Below are 19,878 nucleotides of genomic sequence, written 5' to 3' on the forward strand. Positions count from 1 at the left end.
GGCAGCGTTCACGGCAAAACCGCCGGCAACGGACCAGGCGCCCCAAGCGGCACCGCACGGCCGGCAATTCCGGCGTCGTCAAGCCCCGGCGAAACCGCCGTCAACGTGAAACGCCCGACCTCTCCGGTGGACTGGAGGATGACCAGCGCTTTGCCGTTGAAAGCCCGACGCCGCCAGATTCCGCCGTCGGCCTGATAACGTTCCCAACTGGCGGCATTGCCATTATCCACGCCGACGATTTTCGCGGCTCCGGCGACCGAAAAAACGACCGGATTATCGGCCGTCGGCACCGGATTCCCCCCGGCATCGAGAATTTCAACGGTAACATAAGCCAGATCACGGCCATCGCTGTCGATTTCGGCCCGATCAATCGTCAAACCGATCCGTCGGGCTTCGCCGGCCGTCGCCACGGCATCGCGGGCAATTTCCTGACCGGCCGCATCGAAAGCCACGGCGGTCAAACGGCCCGGCCGATACGGCAGCAGCCACTCCAAATACAATTTATCGGGCTCTTCGCCGTTCACCTGATAGACGACATTTTCCCCCCTTTCGTTCCGGTACGGCATAATTTCTGCGAAATGCTTCCTGCCCAGCGATTCCCCCAAGCCTGCGGCGGCATTGCCGGCCGGTTGGAAAAATAATTCCACTGCGGCGGCGTTGGAATAAACGCGCACCGGTATTTTTCCGTCCACCAGCAGTTTGGCCCGCAGTTTTTCATCCTCCCAGTTCCAATGCGGCAGAATATGCACCATCGGATTCTTTCCGGCACTGGTCCATTGACTCTGGTACAAGTAATAATCATCCTTGGGAAAACCCGCCGTGTCGACAATGCCGAAATAAGAATTCTTCGGCAGCGATTCGAACGACTGATTCCATGGCGTCGGTTCTCCGAGATAGTCGAAACCGGTCCAGACGAACTGGCCGGCGACGAATTTGCGATCCCGATCGTAAATCCAGGATTCGCCGGCAGTCCGCCCCCATTCGACGGCCGAATTGTCGTAAGATGAAAGCTGGTAAGGATCAATGCCGGAGGCGTTATCGCTCTTTTGCGGATCCGAGTAAAATCCCCTGCTCTTGACAGCCGACGAGGTTTCCGAACCGTACAGGCACATTGCCGGATAAGCGGCGTGAAGCGCATCGTAACGATTCTCCGAGTAATTCAACCCGACGACATCGAGCTGCTGAAGAGTTTCCAGAAGAGCGCCGCCCAGATTGTCGGTCCGGTCGGCCCCGTCGCCGCGCAATTTATCCTCCGCCAGCGTAACCGGCCGCGTGGGGTCCGCCGCCCGGGCGACAGCAACAAGCAATCGCGCCGTTTCGGTTCCCCCGGCCGTAGCCGTACTGATGTCGTTGTTGATTTCATTGCCGATCGACCACATGATGATCGAGGGGAAATTTTTTCCCCGCGCCACCATCGCCGCCAAGTCGTATTCGGCCCAGGTTTCCCCGGCGCGGGCAGCCGGCACACGGGCGCGACAATCGGGAACCGGCCGGCTGAAAAAACGACCGTAATCGTAGGCTTTTTTCCCCCGTTCCACCCCCCAGCAGTCAAATCCCTCTTCGACCATCAGCAGACCGAGCCGGTCGCACGCCTCGTGCAGTTCCTCCGAAGCCGGATTGTGCGTGGAACGAATCGCGTTGACGCCCATCTGCTTCATAATCTGCAATTGGCGTTCGACCGCCCGGTAATTGGACACCGCCCCCAGCGCCCCCTGGTCGTGATGCAGACAAACGCCATGCAATTTCAGCCACTTCCCGTTCAGCGAAAAGCCGTCATCCGGGTCGAATTTGAACCACCGGAAACCGAAACGGCTGTCACAGGCATCCACAACTCGATCGCCATCGAACAATTCAGAACGCAGGATGTATAAAGCCGGCCGGTCGGCCGCCACGCTCCAGAGTTCGGGACGTGGCGCCGCTAACGCCTGCCGGACTTCCATCGCGGCACCGGCCTCGACCGCGAACGGTCCGGAACTGACCGGCGCAACGAACACCGAGCCATCGCACTCTTTCAGAATGGTCGTGCGCAAAGTGACACTCCGGTCCGACGCCTGCCGGTTTTCAATCCGGGTTCCGACTTCGACGGAGACAGGCATCCCGCGCCGGTATTCCTCCTCCAGGTCCGGCGTTACACCCGTACCGCCGTAGCGCGCCACCTGACCCGGCTCGACCGCCGCAAGCGTGACGCCACGGTAAATGCCGCTGCCGGAATACCACCGGCTGCTGCAACGGTCGCTGTCACCGGGTTCGGTCCGGTTGACCGCCCGCACGGCGACCACATTTTCCGTGGCGCCGTCGCAATTCACTTCATCGGTAATATCGTAGCAGAACGGAATATAACCGCCGGGCCGCGTCCCGACCAGCCGGCCGTTGACATAGACGGCACTGTCCATATAACCCCCGCCGAAATCGAGTAGAATCCGTTTGTCCCGCAGCGCTTCCGGCAAGATGAAACGCTTCCGGTACCAGCCGACGCCGCCCTTCAAATGGCCGATCTCACCGGTGACGTCATGGGAAAAATCCAATTCGATGCTCCAGTCATGCGGCAATACGACCTCCCGCCAGCCGGAATCATCATAATCAACCTTCGCCGGCCTCTCTTCCCGCACCGCATCTTCGAAACAAGGATCGGCGGCAAGCTGAAATTTCCAATGGTCGTTAAACGGCACTTGCAGCCGCCCCGCTTCCGGCCAACCGGCGACGACCGAAGCAACGACGCCCGGTTCCCCCGCCCTTCCGCCGGAAAACGCGCCAAGCACGGCTCCCAGCATCACCAATCTTTTAAGGCGCTTCATCATATCGACCTTCCATTGCTTGAAAATCCGTCACAGGACGCGGCACACACGGTCGGACCCCAAGGAAATTAATTTAGCGTATGATTCAACGTCCTGCAACTCTCGAAAGGCAGATATTTTCCGGAGCGGTCCCGGCATACAACCGGCGCGTCAAGGGAAATGACGGTTCGCTGCTCGAACCGTCTCGCTTTCCAGGCGATTCCCGGCGGCTGGCCGGCCGAAAGGATCACTCGGCGGCATGCTTCAGGATCACCCGGTCGATGAAAACGTTGTCGACCCCGTCGGAAATCGTCGGCGCCATATAGAGCCGGACGCCCGTCCCCATCGGCAAGGTCGCCAGTTTGATCCAGTGGTAATTGCCGGAAATATCCTTCAATTTGAACTGCTGCTGATGGTCCTTGTCGTTGCTGCCGTCATAAACTCCGATCAGCATGGCATCGCTTTCCGGATCGTTCCCCTCGCCGCGAATGCTCGCCCAGACCTCCCAGCGATTTTCGACCGCCGGGAACCAGTTCGCCAGCATTCCCGGCAAATCCAGCAGAAACGCCCAGGAAATATGATTGTTCGGCATCCGCACCGCGACGCCGTACGGCGACAGTGAATCCGCTTCACGGATATTCTTGACGCCCGGCTGCAACAAGGTCAAATCATCGGCCGAAAACTCGTACCAGGCCGCGTCATCCAAGCCGCGGCAGAATTCCGGCACTTCGCCGGACCGCTTCAGCCGCGCCGGACCGCCCAGCAGTTTCGGCATCAGTTCATAAAACGCCGCAATCCGGGTAATTTCATTGAAGTCGACCACGTTATTCCGCTGCAACGTCGCTTTGACTTCTTCCCACAATTTCCACAACCGCTCCCGTTCTTCCGGCGTCAAAGCCGGATTCCAGGCCGAGGATTCCGGCCGGTAAAGCAGCGCAATGTCATAAGGCAGCCGGGCCCGGCGCAGCCGTTCGCGGCAAACCGGTCGCTGTTCCTCCGGCAGCGCCTCCAGCGCCGCCGCTGCTTCGTCGAACCGCCGGAGCGCCTGCTGCAGCGTTTCCATCGACAGCCAGTCGTTGGCATCGGCCCGGTAGCAGCCGAGCGGTTTGCCGCTCCGTTCGAATTCCGCCGCCATCAGGTCGATGACCTCCAGCAGCTTGTCGCCGGCTTCCGGCGAATAGTAGCCATGCAGGAACTCTTTTTCGAGTTCGCGCTGATCGAGATAGGGATTCCACAGCAGATGGGCGACCACCCAGGCGCGCATCTGGATGAATTCGCCGCAATTCGAGGTGCCGATATCGCCCTGGGCGAAAACGAATTCAACGTTATTGTCGGCAAAGAGCCGGAGATTGGCGCCGAGCGTCCGGATGTTCGGATGCGGAATCAGATAATTGCTGAAATTGGAGTTGTAATCCCAGATTCCCAGCCGGTCGGCCAGCTTCCGCCAGTTGAGCAGATCGTCGCGGAACGCCGCATTGGCTTCCGAGGCGTAAGGCCGGGAAAAATCACACAGATAAGGACAGAGCCGGATCAGCACATTCCGGTGAACGTCCGCATTCACCGGCGGCTTCTGGGAGTAGACGTACGCCAGTGTTTCGATGACCACGTCGGGAAATTCCGATTCGATCGCCGCGGCGACGGCGTTGACCGCCTGAAGGATCGGGCCGGCCGGCGAACCGGTCTCCTCCTCGACGGCGGCACAGCGTTCGCAGCGGCAGCGCACCCAGCCGTCCATCTGGCTGATGGATAGAATTTTAACGCCGGGATGTTCGCGCAGGTAATCCCGGGTCTGCCGGATCAACTCCTGCTGCATCGCCGGTTCGCTCCAACAGGGCTGCTCGGCGGTGCGCTTGCCGGCTTCATCCAACGCATACCACTCCGGATGGGCCTCAAAATAGCGATCCGGCGGCAGCAGCGCCAGAATGGTATGAACGAACCCCGGATTCAGCGCCACATGGCCGCCCCACTCCTCCGGAATTTCCTGAAAATGACCGTTACTCTTCAATTTCACGGCAAACGGCACGAAATCCGGGTGGTAGTTGACCTGATAATAGTGCGCTTCCCGGCTGAAAAACTGCGGCGCGTAGCAGAACGACAGCTCATCCGGCACCGCCAATTCCCGCCGTTCCGGCACCAGCTCCTCGGTCGGGCTCCACCAGCGGACGCCCCAGTAATCCTCCAGCAGCGTGTAAACCGCGTACAGCGTGCCGCGCGGCCGGGCGCCGCTGACGACCAGCGTATCGCCGAACGTTTTGAGAATAACCGCGTCGTCCTTGTCCAGATATCCGGCTATTTCCGGCCGGCCCTCCAACCGCCGCAACGCCTCCGGCGAACGGCCGACCAGGATATTGCGCCCATCCGGCTGCGCTTCGCCGACGACCGGCAAAGTCACGCCGGACAGCAGTTCGATATATTTCTGCAACTCCCGCGCCGCCGTCTTCTCCGCCAGAATCGCCGTTTCATCGACGACAATCCGGTAATCGCTGCGACCGTCAACCGTCAAATCCAGTCCGCTCGCACTCATCGCCACCGCCAATCCCACCACCGGCAGCAGCCGGCGCATCCAGTTCGTTCGTACCGTTCCCATACCGTCAATCGAATTCCTTTCCAACCGGCCCCGCTGCAGGACGGCCCGGCTATTCCAAGATTCAGAAAGCGCCGGCATTGCCGGCGTTTCCATATATCTATATCAATGAATCAAAGGTTACAGTTTTTACAGCCAGCTCGGCCACAACAGCGTGCCGTCACCGGTGTTGTACGGAGCCCAATATTTGGTGACCGAATCAAGTTGCACAGCCGGAATTGATTCAACATGCCCGTCAAGGATTGCCGCATTGACTTTATTGTTGTGACGAGCATTCGGTTGATAGAAGCTCAATTCACGCAACGGATAACACCCTCTATCGAAACTCAGGAAATAAGAAGGCGCCCACGTCCCGGTCGCATTCTGAACAATTTCAGTCGGCGTTGCATCAGCAGACCAAACCAAATTGGTAGTGTTGCCGAAGCGGTCGAAATCCGATAATTTATGCGGGGTATAATAAACATTTGTCCAAGAAGTAACGCCGAAGCTGTTCATATTAAGGCCATAACTATAGTTGGCCATGTTCTTCAACAGGTCATCCTGGCTCACAATACCCTTTTCCGAAGAAGGGCATTCATACAATTCAGCGGCGAATCCGTAATTGTCAATCAGTTCCCAACCCCAGACCCGGGTACCTTCCCCACCCCAGGGATTAATTCCCGTAAATTCGGCCGGCATGCACCAGTCGTCATTGTCATTCTGATAGAACGCGTGCCCCAGCCCGAGCTGTTTCAGATTGCTGACGCATTTGATCGCCTGCGCCGCCGCTTTGGCCTTGCCCAGGGCCGGCAGCAACATGCTGGCCAGAATGGCGATGATCGCGATCACGACGAGCAGTTCGATCAAGGTGAAATTCCTTGACGACCAACGACATTTCTCGATGTTTCTTTTCATTTTATCCTCCGGTTGTTAGAGATTTCCCATTGTATTAAAACTGATTCAACGATTCGCAATAGTCCAGCAGTTCACGATCGCCGTAGGTATCGAAATACTCACCGTCCATATAGACCGCAAACGTGGTGAAACTGTCGATGCCGAGCTGGCGGTAGGCGCGCAAATCGCGGCGGATGATCTCCGGCGTCGTCTCCGGCTTCTTCGCCGGCTTGCGCCAGTTGCTGAACAGTGAACTGTCCAGCCAGTATTCCAGGATGTGGGTGGTGGCCGGATCAAACACCTCCAGCAAATCCAGCAGCGCCTGCCAATGGCGGCGGTTCACGCAACAATCCGCATCGTCGATGGCGTGACGGTAACAGCGGTTGAACGGCGCATATTCGAGAAACACGTTGCCGGCCGGCTGGACCCGCCGCGGCCGCTCCATCGTCGAACAATAGGCCAGGAACGCCACCTGCGCTTCCGGATCGAACTGGCGCAGTTGCCCGGCCATCGCGTTGACGCTGAGCAGGTACTGTTCGGCGTCGGACAGCGCGGCGCATTCATCGCAATGGCACCAACTGCTGACGGCGGAGTCCTCGCCCCAGAAGAAATGCCGGTGGGTCGACGGCGCCAGCTTTTCTCCCAGCGACCGGGCGCAGTTGCCGACCACGCCGAGCGCTTCCGCCCGGGCGGAACACCAGTTGCCGTTCGCCGACCGCTCCTTCGCCCGGAACGGCTGGATGAAATACTCCGGATGGCTCGTGAAAAGATTGCGCGGCATCAATTCCTGCGACACGTGCAACTCATATTCATAATCGATGCCGGCAGCCCGGAGCCGCTCCCGGAATTCCGGCTCGATCGTTTTGCCGAGCACGCCCAGCACATCATGGGCGGCGCCGCCGCCGGAATGAATGCCCAGCGTATTCAATCCCAGCGACTTCATTTTGGCCACCCAGTCCACCCCGATCAGATCGGACGGGGTAATTACCACACCTTTTCGCATGCAAACCTCTGAATGATTGTTATTTCGTATTTGCTTTTCGAGTCATGAACCATTATTTATTATTATACCAGAAATCGCGGTTCAAAACCATATAGAGAATGAGCAAAAGATGAGTATTCTGCGCAAATTTGAATTATTTAACGAAGAATGTGTCGTCGCGTTGGAAAATGAAGGCGATTCCCGACTCTATATGCCGCTTTGCGGGATAACCCGCTGTTTTCCCGATTACCACATTCGCCGGACCAACTCCTGCGAATGCATCATCGAAGCCATCGTCAGTGGTTCCGGCCTGTTTCAAATCGGCAAAATGGAGTACCATCCCAAAGCCGGTGATGTATATATCGCTCACCTCGGCAGCGACCATTACTACCGCACCGACCCGCGGAATCCCTGGGTGAAAATCTGGTTCAACCTGCGCGGCAGCCTGGTCGAGGAGCTGCTCCGCAGCTACCATCTGGACAAAGTCAATTACCTGCCCGGCTGCCGGCTCGAAAAGCTGTTCGAGGAGTCGCTGGAAACCATGCGCCGGAACCTCGACCAGCCTCACGAAACCGCCACACTGGTCGCCCATCGCCTGATCTATCACCTGGCCCGCTGCGCCGCCACCACCGACGCCCCCCGGCAGCCGGAAGCCGAAGAGATGAAGCTTTACCTCGATCAACGGCTGAGCGGCAGTTTATCGCTGCAGGAACTCGCCAGGCTGATCGGCCGCTCGCAATCCCAATGCCGGCGGATTTTCAGCCAGGCCTACGGCGTCTCGCCCTACCACTATTTTCTGGACCGCAAACTCGAACTGGCCAAACTGATGATTGAACGCGACAACAAATCCCTGAAGGAGATCGCCGCCGAACTGGGTTTCGCCGATCCCTATTATTTCTCCAATTTGTTCAAGAGCCGCTACCACATTTCGCCGTCCTCACTGCGCAAACGGCACGGCAATTCCTGAGATGCACGCCGTCTTGCGCCGAAGCGCGCCGTGAGCGCCCGGCCAAATCGCGGCGGGTTTATTCTTTGCCGGTTTTCAGGATCAATGTCAAAATCCGTTTGGCGCTGCGCTCCAGCTCCGGCCTCGCCAGCCTCCCTTCGGCGAGCGCCGCACGGAGACAGTCCGGCACGCCGGCCGGCATCTTGATATCGTTTCCGGCCTTGATTTCCCGGTCATGCCGGGAATTGTTGCCCCAGTCCGTCATCACGACTCCGGTAAAATCCCACTCACCGCGTAAAATACCGGTCAGCAGCTCATCATTTTCCGCCGTTTCCACTCCGTTGAGCAAATTATAAGACGACATGATGCACCACGGTTCCGCCTCTTTGACGGCAATCTCGAACCCCCGCAGATAAATTTCCCGAGCCGCCCGTCCGGACAGCCGGCTGTCGGCCCGCAGCCGGTTTTTCTCCCGGTTGTTGGCGGCCAAATGCTTCAAGGTCACACCGATGCCGTGACGCTGGACACCGCGCACCATCGCCGCGGCGATTTTACCGGTCAGCAAAGGATCTTCGGAGTAGTATTCGAAATTCCGGCCGCACAGCGGAAAACGGTGAATGTTCATCCCCGGCGCCAGCCACAGATCGACGCCGTTGTATTTCGCCTCTTTCGCCACCGCCGCCCCGACCGCTTCAACCAACGCGACATCCCATGAACTGGCCAGCAGCGTCGAATTCGGCCACTGGGTCGTCGTCAGGCCGCGACCCAGCCGGACACCGGCCGGCCCGTCGAATGTTTCCAGCGCCGGCACCCCGAAGGCTTCCAGGCCGCCGATCGTGCCGGTGCCGCCCCAGACATTCGGCTCATGGCCGCCCACCAGCCAGATCAAATCCTCATCGGACAACTGCGCGACAAATTCATCCAGCAATTCCGGCTTCTGCCGCAATTCTGCGAACATGACCGGCCGGCCGCCGCGCTCCTGCGCCTGACGCCTGACGCCGCTTGCCGCGACCGGCCATCCGGCGCAGGCTAATAATTTCTCCCGGTAAGCCGTCGGCGCGATAAGAAAATAGTCAAGGTTGGGACAATATCCTTTCGTCGTCAGCTGCAATTCGACCCGGCCGGCCGGCAGTTCAATTTCCACCGGTTCGAGATCGATGAACTCATGCCACTGCCCCGGCGTCGCCGGGCTGGCCACCGTGACATTCTGAAGCCGGCCATTGACGGCAATTTCCAGCGCATCGGCAATCGGTTCGGCGTTACCGTTGGCGCCGCGCAACCGCAACAGGTAACGGCCGCCCTCTGCCACCTCAAGCCGATAAATCATCTTCCGGCCGGCATCGGGCCAGCCGGCCACGCAGCAGCCGCTTTCACCGGACGGCCGGTAGAAATATTCCAGCCAACTGCCGCCAGTCAATGCCGCATAGTCCTCCGCCTCCACCCGGGTACAATCATCCGGCCGGACCGGCAGGCAGGGCGGCGGCGGCGGCGGTTGAACCGGCAATTGTTCCATCGTGCCGTCAGCCAACAGCCGTTCGGGCAATTCCTTCGGCGCCAGATAGCCGGTCAATTGTTCCGTCACCGCCAGCGACTCCCGGCGATGACAATAGATTTGCCGCGCCGCCGCATCCCATGACGAACTGCCCAGATAAATCCGGTAATCGCCAGCTTCGAGCAGCCGGCAATGGCGATGACCGCTGTGTCCCTGGTCGTCATAGGCGGCCATTTGAGCGACCGGAAACCGAAGCGGGATCTTTTCCGCTTCACCGGGAGCCAATAATTTTGTTTTGGCAAACGCAGCCAATTCCAGCGCCGGGCGTCCCAGCCTTCCCGACGGCGCCGCGAAATAAAGCTGCACAACTTCCCGCCCCGGCAAGCCGCCGCAATTGCGAACCGTCACTTCGACGGCGATTGCACCGTCCTCTTCTGCGGCCGACCAATCGTCCAAGACAAATTCAGTATAGCTCAAACCATGACCGAACGGGTAGCGAATCAAGCGGCGGGCCGGGTCGAAAGTGGCAAAATAGCGGTACCCGACGAAAATATCTTCCGTATAATCGACATGGTCGTCAGACGCGGCAAACCCGTCGGCGCCCGGATAAGCCGCCAGCGAAACCGCCCAGCTATCGGTCAGTTTGCCGGACGGATTGACCAGGCCAAGCAAGACGTCCATCACCGCCGGACCGCCTTCCATGCCCGGCAAACCGGCGAACAGCACGGCATCGATCCGGTATTCGTCGATCCAGTTCGTGTCGACAATGCCGCCGACATTCAGCACCGCAATCACCTTCCGGAAGCCGGCTTTGGCCAGCCGCTCCAACAGCCGGCGCTCCGCCGGCGCCAACTGATAATCGCCTTCCCCCGGCGACCGGTCGTCGCCCTCATGCGAATTGCGGCTGAGGACGAACAGCGCGACATCGGACCGCTGCCGGACTTCGGCAAGCTGCCCGTCGGTCAGCTCCACGGCGGGATTGGCCAGATACCACTGCGCCAAAGCAGTATCCAACTGCAAACGGCCCTCCGCCCGGGCGGCAAAAGCCGCCTGCAGCAGATTGGTCGCATAAGCGACCGTGACATCACCGGAACCGAGCCCGCCGCGGACGAAATCGACCTGCCCGCTCCCGAAAATGGCGACGCGGTCGCCTTCCTGCAACGGCAAAGCCCGGTTCTCGTTTTTCAGCAGCACCATCCCTTCGGCAGCGGCCCGGCGGGAAAATTGCTCATTTCCCGGATAGGGTTCCGCCGCCAATTCAAAGCTCGCGCGGCAAAAGGTCAAAATTACCATTGCTCCACAAATTCTTCTCATCCACTGTTTCATATCTTGCCTTTTACCGTTTTTTTCAGTGCCTGCCGGAAAATTTTACAGCCAATTTGGCCACAACAGCTTGCCATCGTAATTATACGGCGCCCAATATTCACTGACCCAATCGACCTGTTTGTAATGGATCGATTCGACATGGCCGTCGAGAATGACCGCATTGCATTTCTGCGCGCCGCCGTGACGGGCGACAATCTGGTAAAATTTGTTGCCGGAATACGGATAGACTCCGTGGTCGAGCTGCATGAAATAAGAGGGCGCCCAACTGCCGGACACCTTCTCCTGCACCGATGTCGGCAACGTATCCCCCGCCCACATCAGCTTCGAAACCGCTCCGGGAAAAGCGTCGAAATCGTTCAGCTTGTGCGGCAGGAACCAGCCATCATACCAGGTGTTGAGGCCGAAACTGTTGCGGTTGACGCCATAACTGTATTCGCCGTCGATCAGCAGTTGATCCGCATCGGCGGCATTCGATTCGGCACTCGGACAATTAAACGAGTTGAAGCCGAAACCGTAATTGCCGATCAATTCCTCGCCCCAGACCCGGCAATTGTTGCCTTTGGCGCACTCTCCGGCGATCTCCGCCGGCAACACCCAGTTGTCGTGGTCATTCTGGTAAAAGGCGTTCCCCAAGCCAAACTGTTTCAGATTGTTGACACATTTGATCGACTGGGCGGCAGCCTTGGCCCGCCCCAACGCCGGCAGCAGCATACTGGCCAGGATGGCGATGATCGCGATCACCACGAGCAGTTCAATCAAGGTAAAATTTTTCCCTGAACGGTGACAGACTGGTAACATCATTTTTCATTGTTTCCTTTTGCATCTTCTTCGAAAGCGCTGCAGCACTTCCAGTTTTCCCGGGATTCGAACCGTATTGTGCGTATCCGCAAAACTTCTTATGATAATTATATAGAAATCATGAGGCAAAAACCATGTGATTTACGCGCAAAAGATGAGTATTCTGTGCAAACTGCGGAAAAATCAGGCAGACACCGGCAGTTGATGCAACCGGGGAAAAAACTCTTTTTATCCATTTCCGCTTGTTTTCAGCCGAATTCGGCGATAATTTTATAACCGGGAAATCATCGGCAGGCGTCAAAATGACACATCACCCAACCATATAAAGGGAAGCGGCATGACGGAAAAAATAACGGAACCCGGCAAAACGGCAACTCCAGCGGTCGATCTGCAGCGGGAATTGCAGAGAACCCAACCCGATTACGTGGTATATGTCCCCAAAAGCAGCGACGGCTCCACTTTCGACACCGGCAATGAACATTTTCTGGTTTTCGACGGGCCGGACAACTCCCTGATGGCGGTCTGGACCCAAAGCTCCTTCGAGGGTGCCGGAGATCACCGGATCATGTTCAGCCGCAGCGCCGACCGCGGCCGCACCTGGAGTGCGCCTCTGCGGATCGCCGGAGCCGGCAATCCGGGCGAAGCGAAACGGCAGGCGAGCTGGGGCTTTCCGCTGGTGTCCCGAAGCGGCCGGATTTACATTCTGTACAACCAGCATACCGGCGTCACCGATTACCATCCCCAGCTCACCGGCGTCATGGCCGGAGTTTACAGCGACGACAACGGCGCCAGCTGGAGCGCGCCGGAAACGGTGGAAATGCCGAGATCGCCAAGCTATGACCATCCGGACGAAAAGATTCCTCCCAACTGGGTTATCTGGCAAAAACCGGAACGCGGAACGGACGGGCGTTACCTGGTCGGCGTCACCCGTTATGCCAGTCCGGCCGTCTCCCGCCAAACGCTCCTGGCGCAGCCGAACTGGTATTCCGCCGAAACCGTCGTCGAATTTTTCCGTTTCGACAACATCGACGACAATCCGCCCACCGGCCGGATCGTCATCAGCGGTTTCAACCGGGACAGGGAAGCGCTCAAAATTCCTTACTGGAGCAGGCCGGAACTCAGCGTCTGCCAGGAGGCCTCCATCGTGCCGCTGCCGGACGGGCGATTGTTTTGCGTCATGCGCAGCATGACCGGTTATATCTGGTATGCGGTCTCAAACGACGGCTGCCGCTGGTGTCCGCCGCGCCCGCTGCGCCGAAGCGACCACGGCGACGTCATCCAGGCGCCGCTGTGCTGTACGCCGCTTTACCGCCTCCACGACGGCCGTTATTTTCTGGTTCACCAGAACAACAATGCCGCCATCGGTTCCGGCGGACCGCTCAATCCGCTTCACAGCCGCCGGCCGGCCTGTATCGCCCTGGGGGAATTCCGGCCGCAGGCCGACCAGCCGATCTGGTTCAGCGCGTCGAAAGTCTGGATGGACAACGACGGCGTCGGCATCGGACCGCTGGGCAGAGTGGAATGCGGCGTCTATTCCAGCATGACCTATCTGGACGGCTGCGACGTTTTCTGGCATCCGGATCGAAAGTTCTTCCTGGTCGGCAAAAAAGTCACCGAAGAGGCGCTGGCCGGATTGTCCGTTTAAAGTCCCCGAACGACGGTTTTATCGAAAACACCGAGACGGCGCCGGCAGGAAAAACCTTTTCCCAAACGGTCAAAAGTTTTTCCCTGCCGGCCTCTTACCTGCCAGGCGGCAGGAGTGCGCCATGCCCTTTCAATTGCAGCGGCTGTAGCCGCAAGCCAGGCATTTCATGCAGTCTTCCTGGTAGATGACCGCCCGTTCGTTGCAATGCGGACAGATCATCTTCAATTTATCCTGCCCTTCCGGCAATGCGGCCGGGGCGGCTTTTTTCTTCGATTTTTTTTCTTCGGCCAAGCCGATGCTGTTCAAATGCTGCTCGATGACCAGGCCGATTTCGGCGGCGAGCGACGGCACGTACTTGCCGTTTTTGAAATAACCGCCGTTCGGATCGTAAACGCTCTTCAATTCCTCGACCAGGAAGAACGGTTTCGGTTCATGCCGGAACACTGCCGAAATCAACCGGGAAATGGCGACGATCCAACTGAAATGCTGCAGATTGCGGGTGTTGATGAACAATTCGTACGGCCGCAGGCAACCGTTTTCGAACTGGTCGTTGATCGTGATGTAAAAGGCGTCCGGCGACATCGGCGTCTTGATTTTGTATGTCGTCCCCGGCAATTCGTCGGGCCGTTTGCCGGCCAGTCCGGGATCGGCGGCGGCGTCCTTCTTCCGGTTGTCCTCCGGACGAATCAGCACGCCGGTCAAATGTTCCGACGGCCGGAAGGTCGTACAGCCCTTCAGCCCCTTCTCATAAGCCAGGAGATAGATGTCGGCAAATTTGTCGAACGGATAATCGGCCGGAATGTTGATCGTCTTGGAAATCGAACTGTCGGCATATTTCTGCAGCGCCGCCTGGATTTCGACATGCTCTTCCGGCGAAATCCGGTCGGCCGAGACGAAATAGTCCGGCAAATCCGCCAGTTCGATCGTCTTGCCGCCCCGGCATTCGCAATATTTCCGGTAGGCGTAATCCAGCACCTCGACTTCGGAGACATCGGTTTCCGCGCCGTTGCGGATGCGGCGGGTGTATTTGAAGGCGAATACCGGCTCCAAACCGCTGGAGACATTGCCGGCCAGCAGACTGATCGTGCCGGTCGGCGCAATCGAGGTCAGATGCGAATTGCGGATGCCGTATTTGCCGATGGCGTCGCGAATATCCTGCGGCAGCGTCTTGACGAAATTGCCGGCCAGGTATTTACCGGCATCGAACAGCTCGAAAGCGCCCTTTTCCTTCGCCAATTCGACGCTGGCCCGGTAAGCGGCCCGGGTGATCGCGCTCATGATCTTCTCGACCATCGCCGTCGATTCCGGCGTGCCGTATTTGATGCCGAGGAAAATCAGCGCATCGGCCAGGCCGGTGACGCCGATGCCCATCCGGCGTTTCTTCTTCGCTTCCTGGCGCTGGGCTTCCAGCGGATAGTTGCTCAACTCGATGACGTTGTCCAGCAGCCGCACCGCCACCGGCACCACTTCGGCCAGCCGTTCGAAGTCGAACGCCGCCTCCGGCTGGAACGGATTCCGGACGAATCTGGTCAAATTCACCGACCCGAGCAGACAGGCGCCGTAAGGCGGCAGCGGCTGCTCGCCGCACGGATTGGTCGCGCAGATATTCTCGCAGTAATACAGATTGTTGAAGTGATTGATCCGGTCGATCAGGATAAAACCCGGTTCGGCGTAATCGTAGGTGGAGCGCATGATCCGGTCCCAGAGCTCCCGCGCCCGGATCGTCTTGTACGCCACGCCGTCGAACACCAGATCCCAGTCGGCATTGGCCTTAACCGCCGCGATGAACTTGTCGGTCACCGCCACCGACAGATTGAACATCTGCAACTGGCTGTTTTCCCGTTTCGCCTTGATGAACGCTTCGATATCCGGATGATCGCAGCGCAGAATCCCCATCTGGGCGCCGCGCCGCTGGCCGGCGCTCATGATCGTCCGGCAGGTCGAATCCAGCACCTGCATGAAGCTGATCGGGCCGGAAGCCTCCGCCTCGCACCCCTTGATCTGGCTGCCGCGCGGCCGGATCGTCGAAAAATCGAAACCGACGCCGCCGCCCTGCTTCTGGGTCAGCGCCGACTCCTTGACCGTTTCGAAAATGCCTTCGATCGAATCGTCGATCCGGTTCATCACATAGCAGTTGAACATCGTCACTTCCTCGCGGGCGGTGCCGGCGTTGGCGACGATCCGGCCGCCGGGAATGAACTCCAGCGTCGTCAGAATTCCGGCAAACTCCTTCCGCCAGCGTTCGGACTCCGGTTCATTGGCGGCGGCGGCCCGGGCGACCCGCTGCATCGTCTCTTCCAGGCTGCCGTCGGGCGGGATGGTGTCCGATCCCTGATAACGGTATTTGCGCTGCCAGATATCTTCGGAAATATTGTAGGTTGCCATTCTCAATCCTCTCGTCATTGAAGTTTTACTGCCCTAAAGTAACTGCCGTCCGTCTTTTTGCAACCCTTGAAACGAGATATTATCGAGAAATATAACCACTACCGGTTGTATTCGTGAATTTCAAACCATAGCATATCATGTATATTGCAAAGACTTTCAGCACCCGCCGCCGGCGCGGGGCCGGGATTCGGATTTTTTTTGAAAAATGCCGGTTGCCATGCTATTATTTCCGGCAACCGCAGAGGAGAACCATTACTATGAATCTTTCACCGTTTTCACCGGGCAGCATCCGGCAGCTGTCGCTCCGCAACCGTTTCGTCCGGTCGGCCACCCATGAAGGCATGGCCGACGACGACGGCAATTATACGCCGGAATTGACCGCATTACTGAAGACGCTGGCCGACCATGAAGTCGGCCTGATCATCTCCGGCCACGCCTTCGTCGAACCGAACGGCCGGGCCGGCAAACGGCAGGCAGGAGCCGACCGCGACGACTGCATCGGGCCCTGGCAAACGGCAGTAAAGGCCGTCCATGACGCCGGAGCCGGCATTTTTCTCCAGCTCGCCCATGCCGGCGGTTACGCCGCCGTCCCGGCGCCGGCCGGGCCGTCATCGTTCAGTCCGGCGCCGAATCAATCGCCGTGCCGGACGCTGGATGAAACGGCAATCGCCGCCGTCGTCACCGCGTTCCGGACCGCGGCCGGCCGGGCCCGGGCGGCCGGCTTCGACGGCGTGCAGATTCATGCCGCCCACGGCTATCTGATCAGCCAGTTTCTGTCGCCTTATTACAATCGACGTTCCGACGCCTATGGCGGAACATTGCAGAACCGCTCCCGGCTGCTGCGGGAAATCTATGAAGCGGTACGGCGCGAGGTCGGCGGCGATTATCCGGTGGCAATCAAGATCAATTCCGAAGATTTCGTCGACGGCGGTTTCACCGCCGACGACTGTCTGCAAGTGTGCGTCGAACTGGCCCGGAGCGGCCTGGACGCCGTCGAACTTTCCGGCGGCATTCCGCCGGCCGGCAAACAACGTTCACCGGTCCGAACCGACAACCCGGCCGAAGCCGCCCGGCCGGTGTATTACGAAGCCGTCGCCAAACGGCTCAAAACGCTGGTGGACATTCCGGTGCTGCTGGTCGGCGGCATCCGCTACTATGAAGTCGCCGCCCGGCTGCTGGCGGAAAATTGCAGCGACTTTCTCTCCCTGAGCCGCCCTTTGATCCGGGAGCCCGATTTAATCCGCCGCTGGCAAACCGGCGACCGGCGGCGCGCGGAGTGCATCACCTGCAACGGCTGCTTCCGGCCGATCCTGACCGGCCGGGGGTGTTACTGCCCGCTCAAGCCATAGAAGCCGCGGCAGGGTCAGCCGGCGGCGACGGCATTGCGGTGCTGCTGCATGCCCTGCCAGCGCAGCCGCATCTGCGTCATCGCGTCGGCGTCCGAAATCGTCCCGTCCAGCACATCCCGGAAAATATCCACGCTGTTGTAGATCAGATCATGCTCCGGCTGCAGTTCGAACGCGCGCATCCGGGCCAGGATGCCGTCCTCCCAGCGCTCCGGCGGCAACGCTTCCGAAAGCAGTTGAAGCTCCCCGACCGCCTCGCGGGAATAAGGCACCGCGCACAATTCCCGGACAATCCGCCGCTGAACCTCCGGCGTCAACAGATAGCGCAGAAAAATATTGGCGGCGCCGGTCTCCTTCGTATTGGCCGTCACCGTCAGAAAACTGCCGCCGCTGTAGAGCAGGCCGCCGGGCTGCGGCAGTATCGGACTCATGCCGACCGGAAAACCGGGGTTCGGGAAAAGATGCAGCGCCAGGTTGGCCCAAGAGATGTACAACACCTGCCGCCGGTTCAGAAAATAGCGCAGCCGCTCCGCCGGCGAAGAAAAAATGGTCGGCCGGATCAGCCGCTCCTGGGCCGACGCGCTCAGATTTTTCAAAAAATCCGCCACGCCGGCGAAGAAATCCGGCTGACGGATGCCCATCGCCATCAGCAGCTCGCCCGGCGTGTGAACGATGTATTCGCAATCGAGCCGGCGCCGCAGCTCCCGGAACTGGGCGAACAGATCCGGCCCGCCGAGCGCAGCGGTCAAATCCTCCGGCAACCCGGCCCGCCGCAGCATATCGCGATTGTAGAATCCGGCGTAAAAATTGAAATAGACCGGAAACAGATAACTGGACGCCTCCGGCGGCGCGCCCTTCAGGAAACTGACCTGGTAACGCCGCTCATCCGCCAGCAGATGCTGCAGATCCCCGTACAACGGCTGACACAATCTGTAAGGATGCGTCGACATATTGTCCTGCAAAATGTCGATCGACTCGCGGTGAATGAACGCCTCCAATTCCGCCCCGTGAATGCCGCGCTCCAGCAGCAGGAATTCCGCCTCGATGCCGTGATTCTGCCGGTTGAATTCCTCGATCGTGCGCCGCCAGAAGCCCTGCTGATTCGGATGATATTCGAAGAACAGCAGCCGCAGTTTCATCTTGGCGGGAAAGCTGTCCAGGAAATAGTTCAGGATACTGTCCCCGGTTTCGGCCGGCGCCGGCACTCCGCCGGCTTCGGCGATGAAACTGCCGAGATACCCCCGGCGGACGATCAGCTTCTCTCTGGCCAACTGCGCAAACACCTTGCGGACCGTCAACCGGGAAATGCCCAAATCCATCCCGAGTTCCCGCTCGCTGGGCAACCGGGTTCCCGCCGGATTGACGGCGACGAAATTCCGCAACTGCAATTCCAGTTGGCGGTACAGGGGGGCGGCCGAGTCCCGGTCGATGTAAAAGTTCATACGGCTCCTCAGATAATATACTTTATGAAAGAATATATCCTTCACCGCAGTTTTTTGCAACCGCCGGCCCCGAAAAAAGCGCGACGGGGCGGCCGCCGATATCCCGGCGGCATCAGCGTCCCAGCCCCCGCCAGATCGGCTCCAGGTCGACAATGCGCTTTTCACGGCAGGCCTGATCGAGCGCCAGGGCGATGATCGAACTGTCCACGCCGCTGGCGCCGGAACAGGCTGGCGGCCGCTGCTCGACGATGGCCCGGTACCAGTCGTCGACGGTGGCCTGATCGCCGCCGTTGTGGCCCTCGCCGGCAAAATTCATCTGCCGGAAGCCCTCCTCATCCAACCGCTTGACCAGCAGCTTGGAAGTATAGGCCTCGACAACCATCGTCCCTTCGGTGCCGGAAATGTACATCCGGCGCTCCGGCAACGCGTTGGACATGGTGGTCTGGAACTGCACCCGCACGCCGTTGCGGTATTCGAGGATGGAGACCAGATTGTCCATCAAATCCTTCCTGATTTCAAACGGCGATTTGATTTCAATGCCCTGCTCCACTTCCCACTCGTTGACGAAAACATCCACCCCGTTGGACCGATGGTATTTTCCCATCAGGGACTTATATTTGTCGGTAAAGAAATTCAAGCCGCCGAACGCCGCAACTCTGGCCGGCAAATCGCCGATGAACCAGTTCAGCAAATCCAGGTCGTGGCAGCATTTTTCCAGGACATGCGGCCCGCCGATGTCGGCGAACCGCCGCCAGGAGCGTACCATATACGATCCATGGGCAGGCGCGATATTTTCGCTGCCGCTGATGCTGATGATATCGCCGATTTCTCCGGCCGCCAGCAGTTCTTTGGCCCGCCGGTAGAGCGGCGCATAACGCAGCACGAAGCCGATGCCGAACCGCCGGCCGCTGCGGCGGTAGGCCTCGTCGATGGCCAGGCAATCCGGAATGTTGATCGCCAGCGGTTTCTCGGAGAAGACATCCTTGCCGCAGTCGAACGCCGCGACAATCTCCTCCTTGTGGAACGCGTTCGGCGACGCCACCAGCACCCAGTCGACGCCGGGCGTCTCAATGGCTTCCTGATAATTCCGGCAAATCCGGGGATGCTGCGGCGGCCAGTCGGCCAAAGTCCGCCGCAGGGTATCGGAGCACGGTTCGAACACCGATTTAACCTTGATATCCGGGCCGCAGGCCAGCAGATGAGAGGTCAAAAGTTTACCGCGGCCACCCGCTCCAAGCACCGCGATTCCAGTTTCCGGCATGATTTTCCTCCATTTTTTGGATAA

12 protein-coding genes are annotated in these 19,878 nt (G+C 59.1%); 3 read left to right on the forward strand and 9 right to left on the reverse strand.

The features are described from left to right. Positions 1–8 precede the first annotated feature (8 nt). The 4 genes from HWX74_RS04355 to HWX74_RS04370 all read right to left on the reverse strand — a co-directional run bounded on the left by HWX74_RS04355 (position 9) and on the right by HWX74_RS04370 (position 7,234). On the reverse strand, positions 9–2,798 hold the full coding sequence (locus tag HWX74_RS04355; RefSeq protein ID WP_176012383.1) for a glycoside hydrolase family 2 TIM barrel-domain containing protein: 2,790 nt from the start codon (positions 2,796–2,798) through the stop codon (positions 9–11). A gap of 223 nt (positions 2,799–3,021) precedes the next feature. After that, the gene (locus HWX74_RS04360) at positions 3,022–5,361 is read right to left on the reverse strand and encodes a DUF4838 domain-containing protein (protein WP_176012384.1); all 2,340 of its coding nucleotides are present in this window, start codon (positions 5,359–5,361) and stop codon (positions 3,022–3,024) included. A gap of 126 nt (positions 5,362–5,487) precedes the next feature. After that, entirely contained in the window at positions 5,488–6,252 is a 765-nt protein-coding gene (locus tag HWX74_RS04365; RefSeq protein WP_176012385.1) for a type II secretion system protein, read from the reverse strand. A 34-nt stretch (positions 6,253–6,286) separates the two neighbouring features. After that, positions 6,287–7,234 carry a DUF4838 domain-containing protein gene (locus tag HWX74_RS04370; protein ID WP_176012386.1) on the reverse strand — a complete coding sequence of 316 codons (948 nt, stop codon included), beginning with the start codon at positions 7,232–7,234 and terminating at the stop codon, positions 6,287–6,289. Between the two features lie 109 nt (positions 7,235–7,343). Between HWX74_RS04370 and HWX74_RS04375 the strand changes: the two genes are divergently transcribed. Continuing rightward, positions 7,344–8,180 (forward strand): AraC family transcriptional regulator, encoded by an 837-nt coding sequence (locus tag HWX74_RS04375; protein WP_176012387.1) that lies wholly within the window; start codon positions 7,344–7,346, stop codon positions 8,178–8,180. A 58-nt stretch (positions 8,181–8,238) separates the two neighbouring features. Here the strand turns inward: HWX74_RS04375 and HWX74_RS04380 are convergent, their stop codons facing one another. Both HWX74_RS04380 and HWX74_RS04385 read right to left on the reverse strand, forming a co-directional pair. After that, positions 8,239–10,965, reverse strand: a complete 2,727-nt coding sequence (locus HWX74_RS04380; protein WP_176012388.1) for a glycoside hydrolase family 3 C-terminal domain-containing protein — start codon at positions 10,963–10,965, stop codon at positions 8,239–8,241. A gap of 54 nt (positions 10,966–11,019) precedes the next feature. Continuing rightward, positions 11,020–11,778: a type II secretion system protein gene (locus HWX74_RS04385; protein ID WP_176012389.1), complete on the reverse strand. Its 759-nt coding sequence runs from the start codon at positions 11,776–11,778 to the stop codon at positions 11,020–11,022. Positions 11,779–12,112: 334 nt separating this feature from the next. On the opposite strand from HWX74_RS04385, the gene HWX74_RS04390 reads away from it, so the two are divergent. Next, positions 12,113–13,420 (forward strand): exo-alpha-sialidase, encoded by a 1,308-nt coding sequence (locus HWX74_RS04390; protein WP_176012390.1) that lies wholly within the window; start codon positions 12,113–12,115, stop codon positions 13,418–13,420. Positions 13,421–13,549: 129 nt separating this feature from the next. Here the strand turns inward: HWX74_RS04390 and HWX74_RS04395 are convergent, their stop codons facing one another. Then, positions 13,550–15,805 carry an adenosylcobalamin-dependent ribonucleoside-diphosphate reductase gene (locus HWX74_RS04395; protein WP_176012391.1) on the reverse strand — a complete coding sequence of 752 codons (2,256 nt, stop codon included), beginning with the start codon at positions 15,803–15,805 and terminating at the stop codon, positions 13,550–13,552. Between the two features lie 257 nt (positions 15,806–16,062). Here HWX74_RS04395 and HWX74_RS04400 point away from each other — a divergent pair, with 257 nt between their 5' ends. Beyond that, positions 16,063–17,154 (forward strand): NADH:flavin oxidoreductase, encoded by a 1,092-nt coding sequence (locus HWX74_RS04400; protein ID WP_176012392.1) that lies wholly within the window; start codon positions 16,063–16,065, stop codon positions 17,152–17,154. A gap of 14 nt (positions 17,155–17,168) precedes the next feature. Here the strand turns inward: HWX74_RS04400 and HWX74_RS04405 are convergent, their stop codons facing one another. Further along, entirely contained in the window at positions 17,169–18,593 is a 1,425-nt protein-coding gene (locus HWX74_RS04405; RefSeq protein WP_176012393.1) for a GntR family transcriptional regulator, read from the reverse strand. 112 nt (positions 18,594–18,705) lie between these two features. Further along, positions 18,706–19,854, reverse strand: coding sequence for a Gfo/Idh/MocA family protein (locus HWX74_RS04410; protein ID WP_176012394.1), 1,149 nt, complete (start codon positions 19,852–19,854; stop codon positions 18,706–18,708). Positions 19,855–19,878 lie beyond the last annotated feature (24 nt).

The sequence above is a fragment of the Victivallis sp. Marseille-Q1083 genome, assembly GCF_903645315.1.
Lineage (GTDB): Bacteria > Verrucomicrobiota > Lentisphaeria > Victivallales > Victivallaceae > UMGS1518.

Excerpts from the sequence above, each read along its gene's own strand:
- HWX74_RS04355 (WP_176012383.1), bottom strand. The coding sequence starts at position 2,798 with ATGATGAAGCGCCTTAAAAGATTGGTGATGCTGGGAGCCGTGCTTGGC.
- HWX74_RS04360 (WP_176012384.1), bottom strand. The coding sequence starts at position 5,361 with ATGGGAACGGTACGAACGAACTGGATGCGCCGGCTGCTGCCGGTGGTG.
- HWX74_RS04365 (WP_176012385.1), bottom strand. The coding sequence starts at position 6,252 with ATGAAAAGAAACATCGAGAAATGTCGTTGGTCGTCAAGGAATTTCACC.
- HWX74_RS04370 (WP_176012386.1), bottom strand. The coding sequence starts at position 7,234 with ATGCGAAAAGGTGTGGTAATTACCCCGTCCGATCTGATCGGGGTGGAC.
- HWX74_RS04375 (WP_176012387.1), top strand. The coding sequence starts at position 7,344 with ATGAGTATTCTGCGCAAATTTGAATTATTTAACGAAGAATGTGTCGTC.
- HWX74_RS04380 (WP_176012388.1), bottom strand. The coding sequence starts at position 10,965 with ATGAGAAGAATTTGTGGAGCAATGGTAATTTTGACCTTTTGCCGCGCG.
- HWX74_RS04385 (WP_176012389.1), bottom strand. The coding sequence starts at position 11,778 with ATGATGTTACCAGTCTGTCACCGTTCAGGGAAAAATTTTACCTTGATT.
- HWX74_RS04390 (WP_176012390.1), top strand. The coding sequence starts at position 12,113 with ATGACGGAAAAAATAACGGAACCCGGCAAAACGGCAACTCCAGCGGTC.
- HWX74_RS04395 (WP_176012391.1), bottom strand. The coding sequence starts at position 15,805 with ATGGCAACCTACAATATTTCCGAAGATATCTGGCAGCGCAAATACCGT.
- HWX74_RS04400 (WP_176012392.1), top strand. The coding sequence starts at position 16,063 with ATGAATCTTTCACCGTTTTCACCGGGCAGCATCCGGCAGCTGTCGCTC.
- HWX74_RS04405 (WP_176012393.1), bottom strand. The coding sequence starts at position 18,593 with ATGAACTTTTACATCGACCGGGACTCGGCCGCCCCCCTGTACCGCCAA.
- HWX74_RS04410 (WP_176012394.1), bottom strand. The coding sequence starts at position 19,854 with ATGCCGGAAACTGGAATCGCGGTGCTTGGAGCGGGTGGCCGCGGTAAA.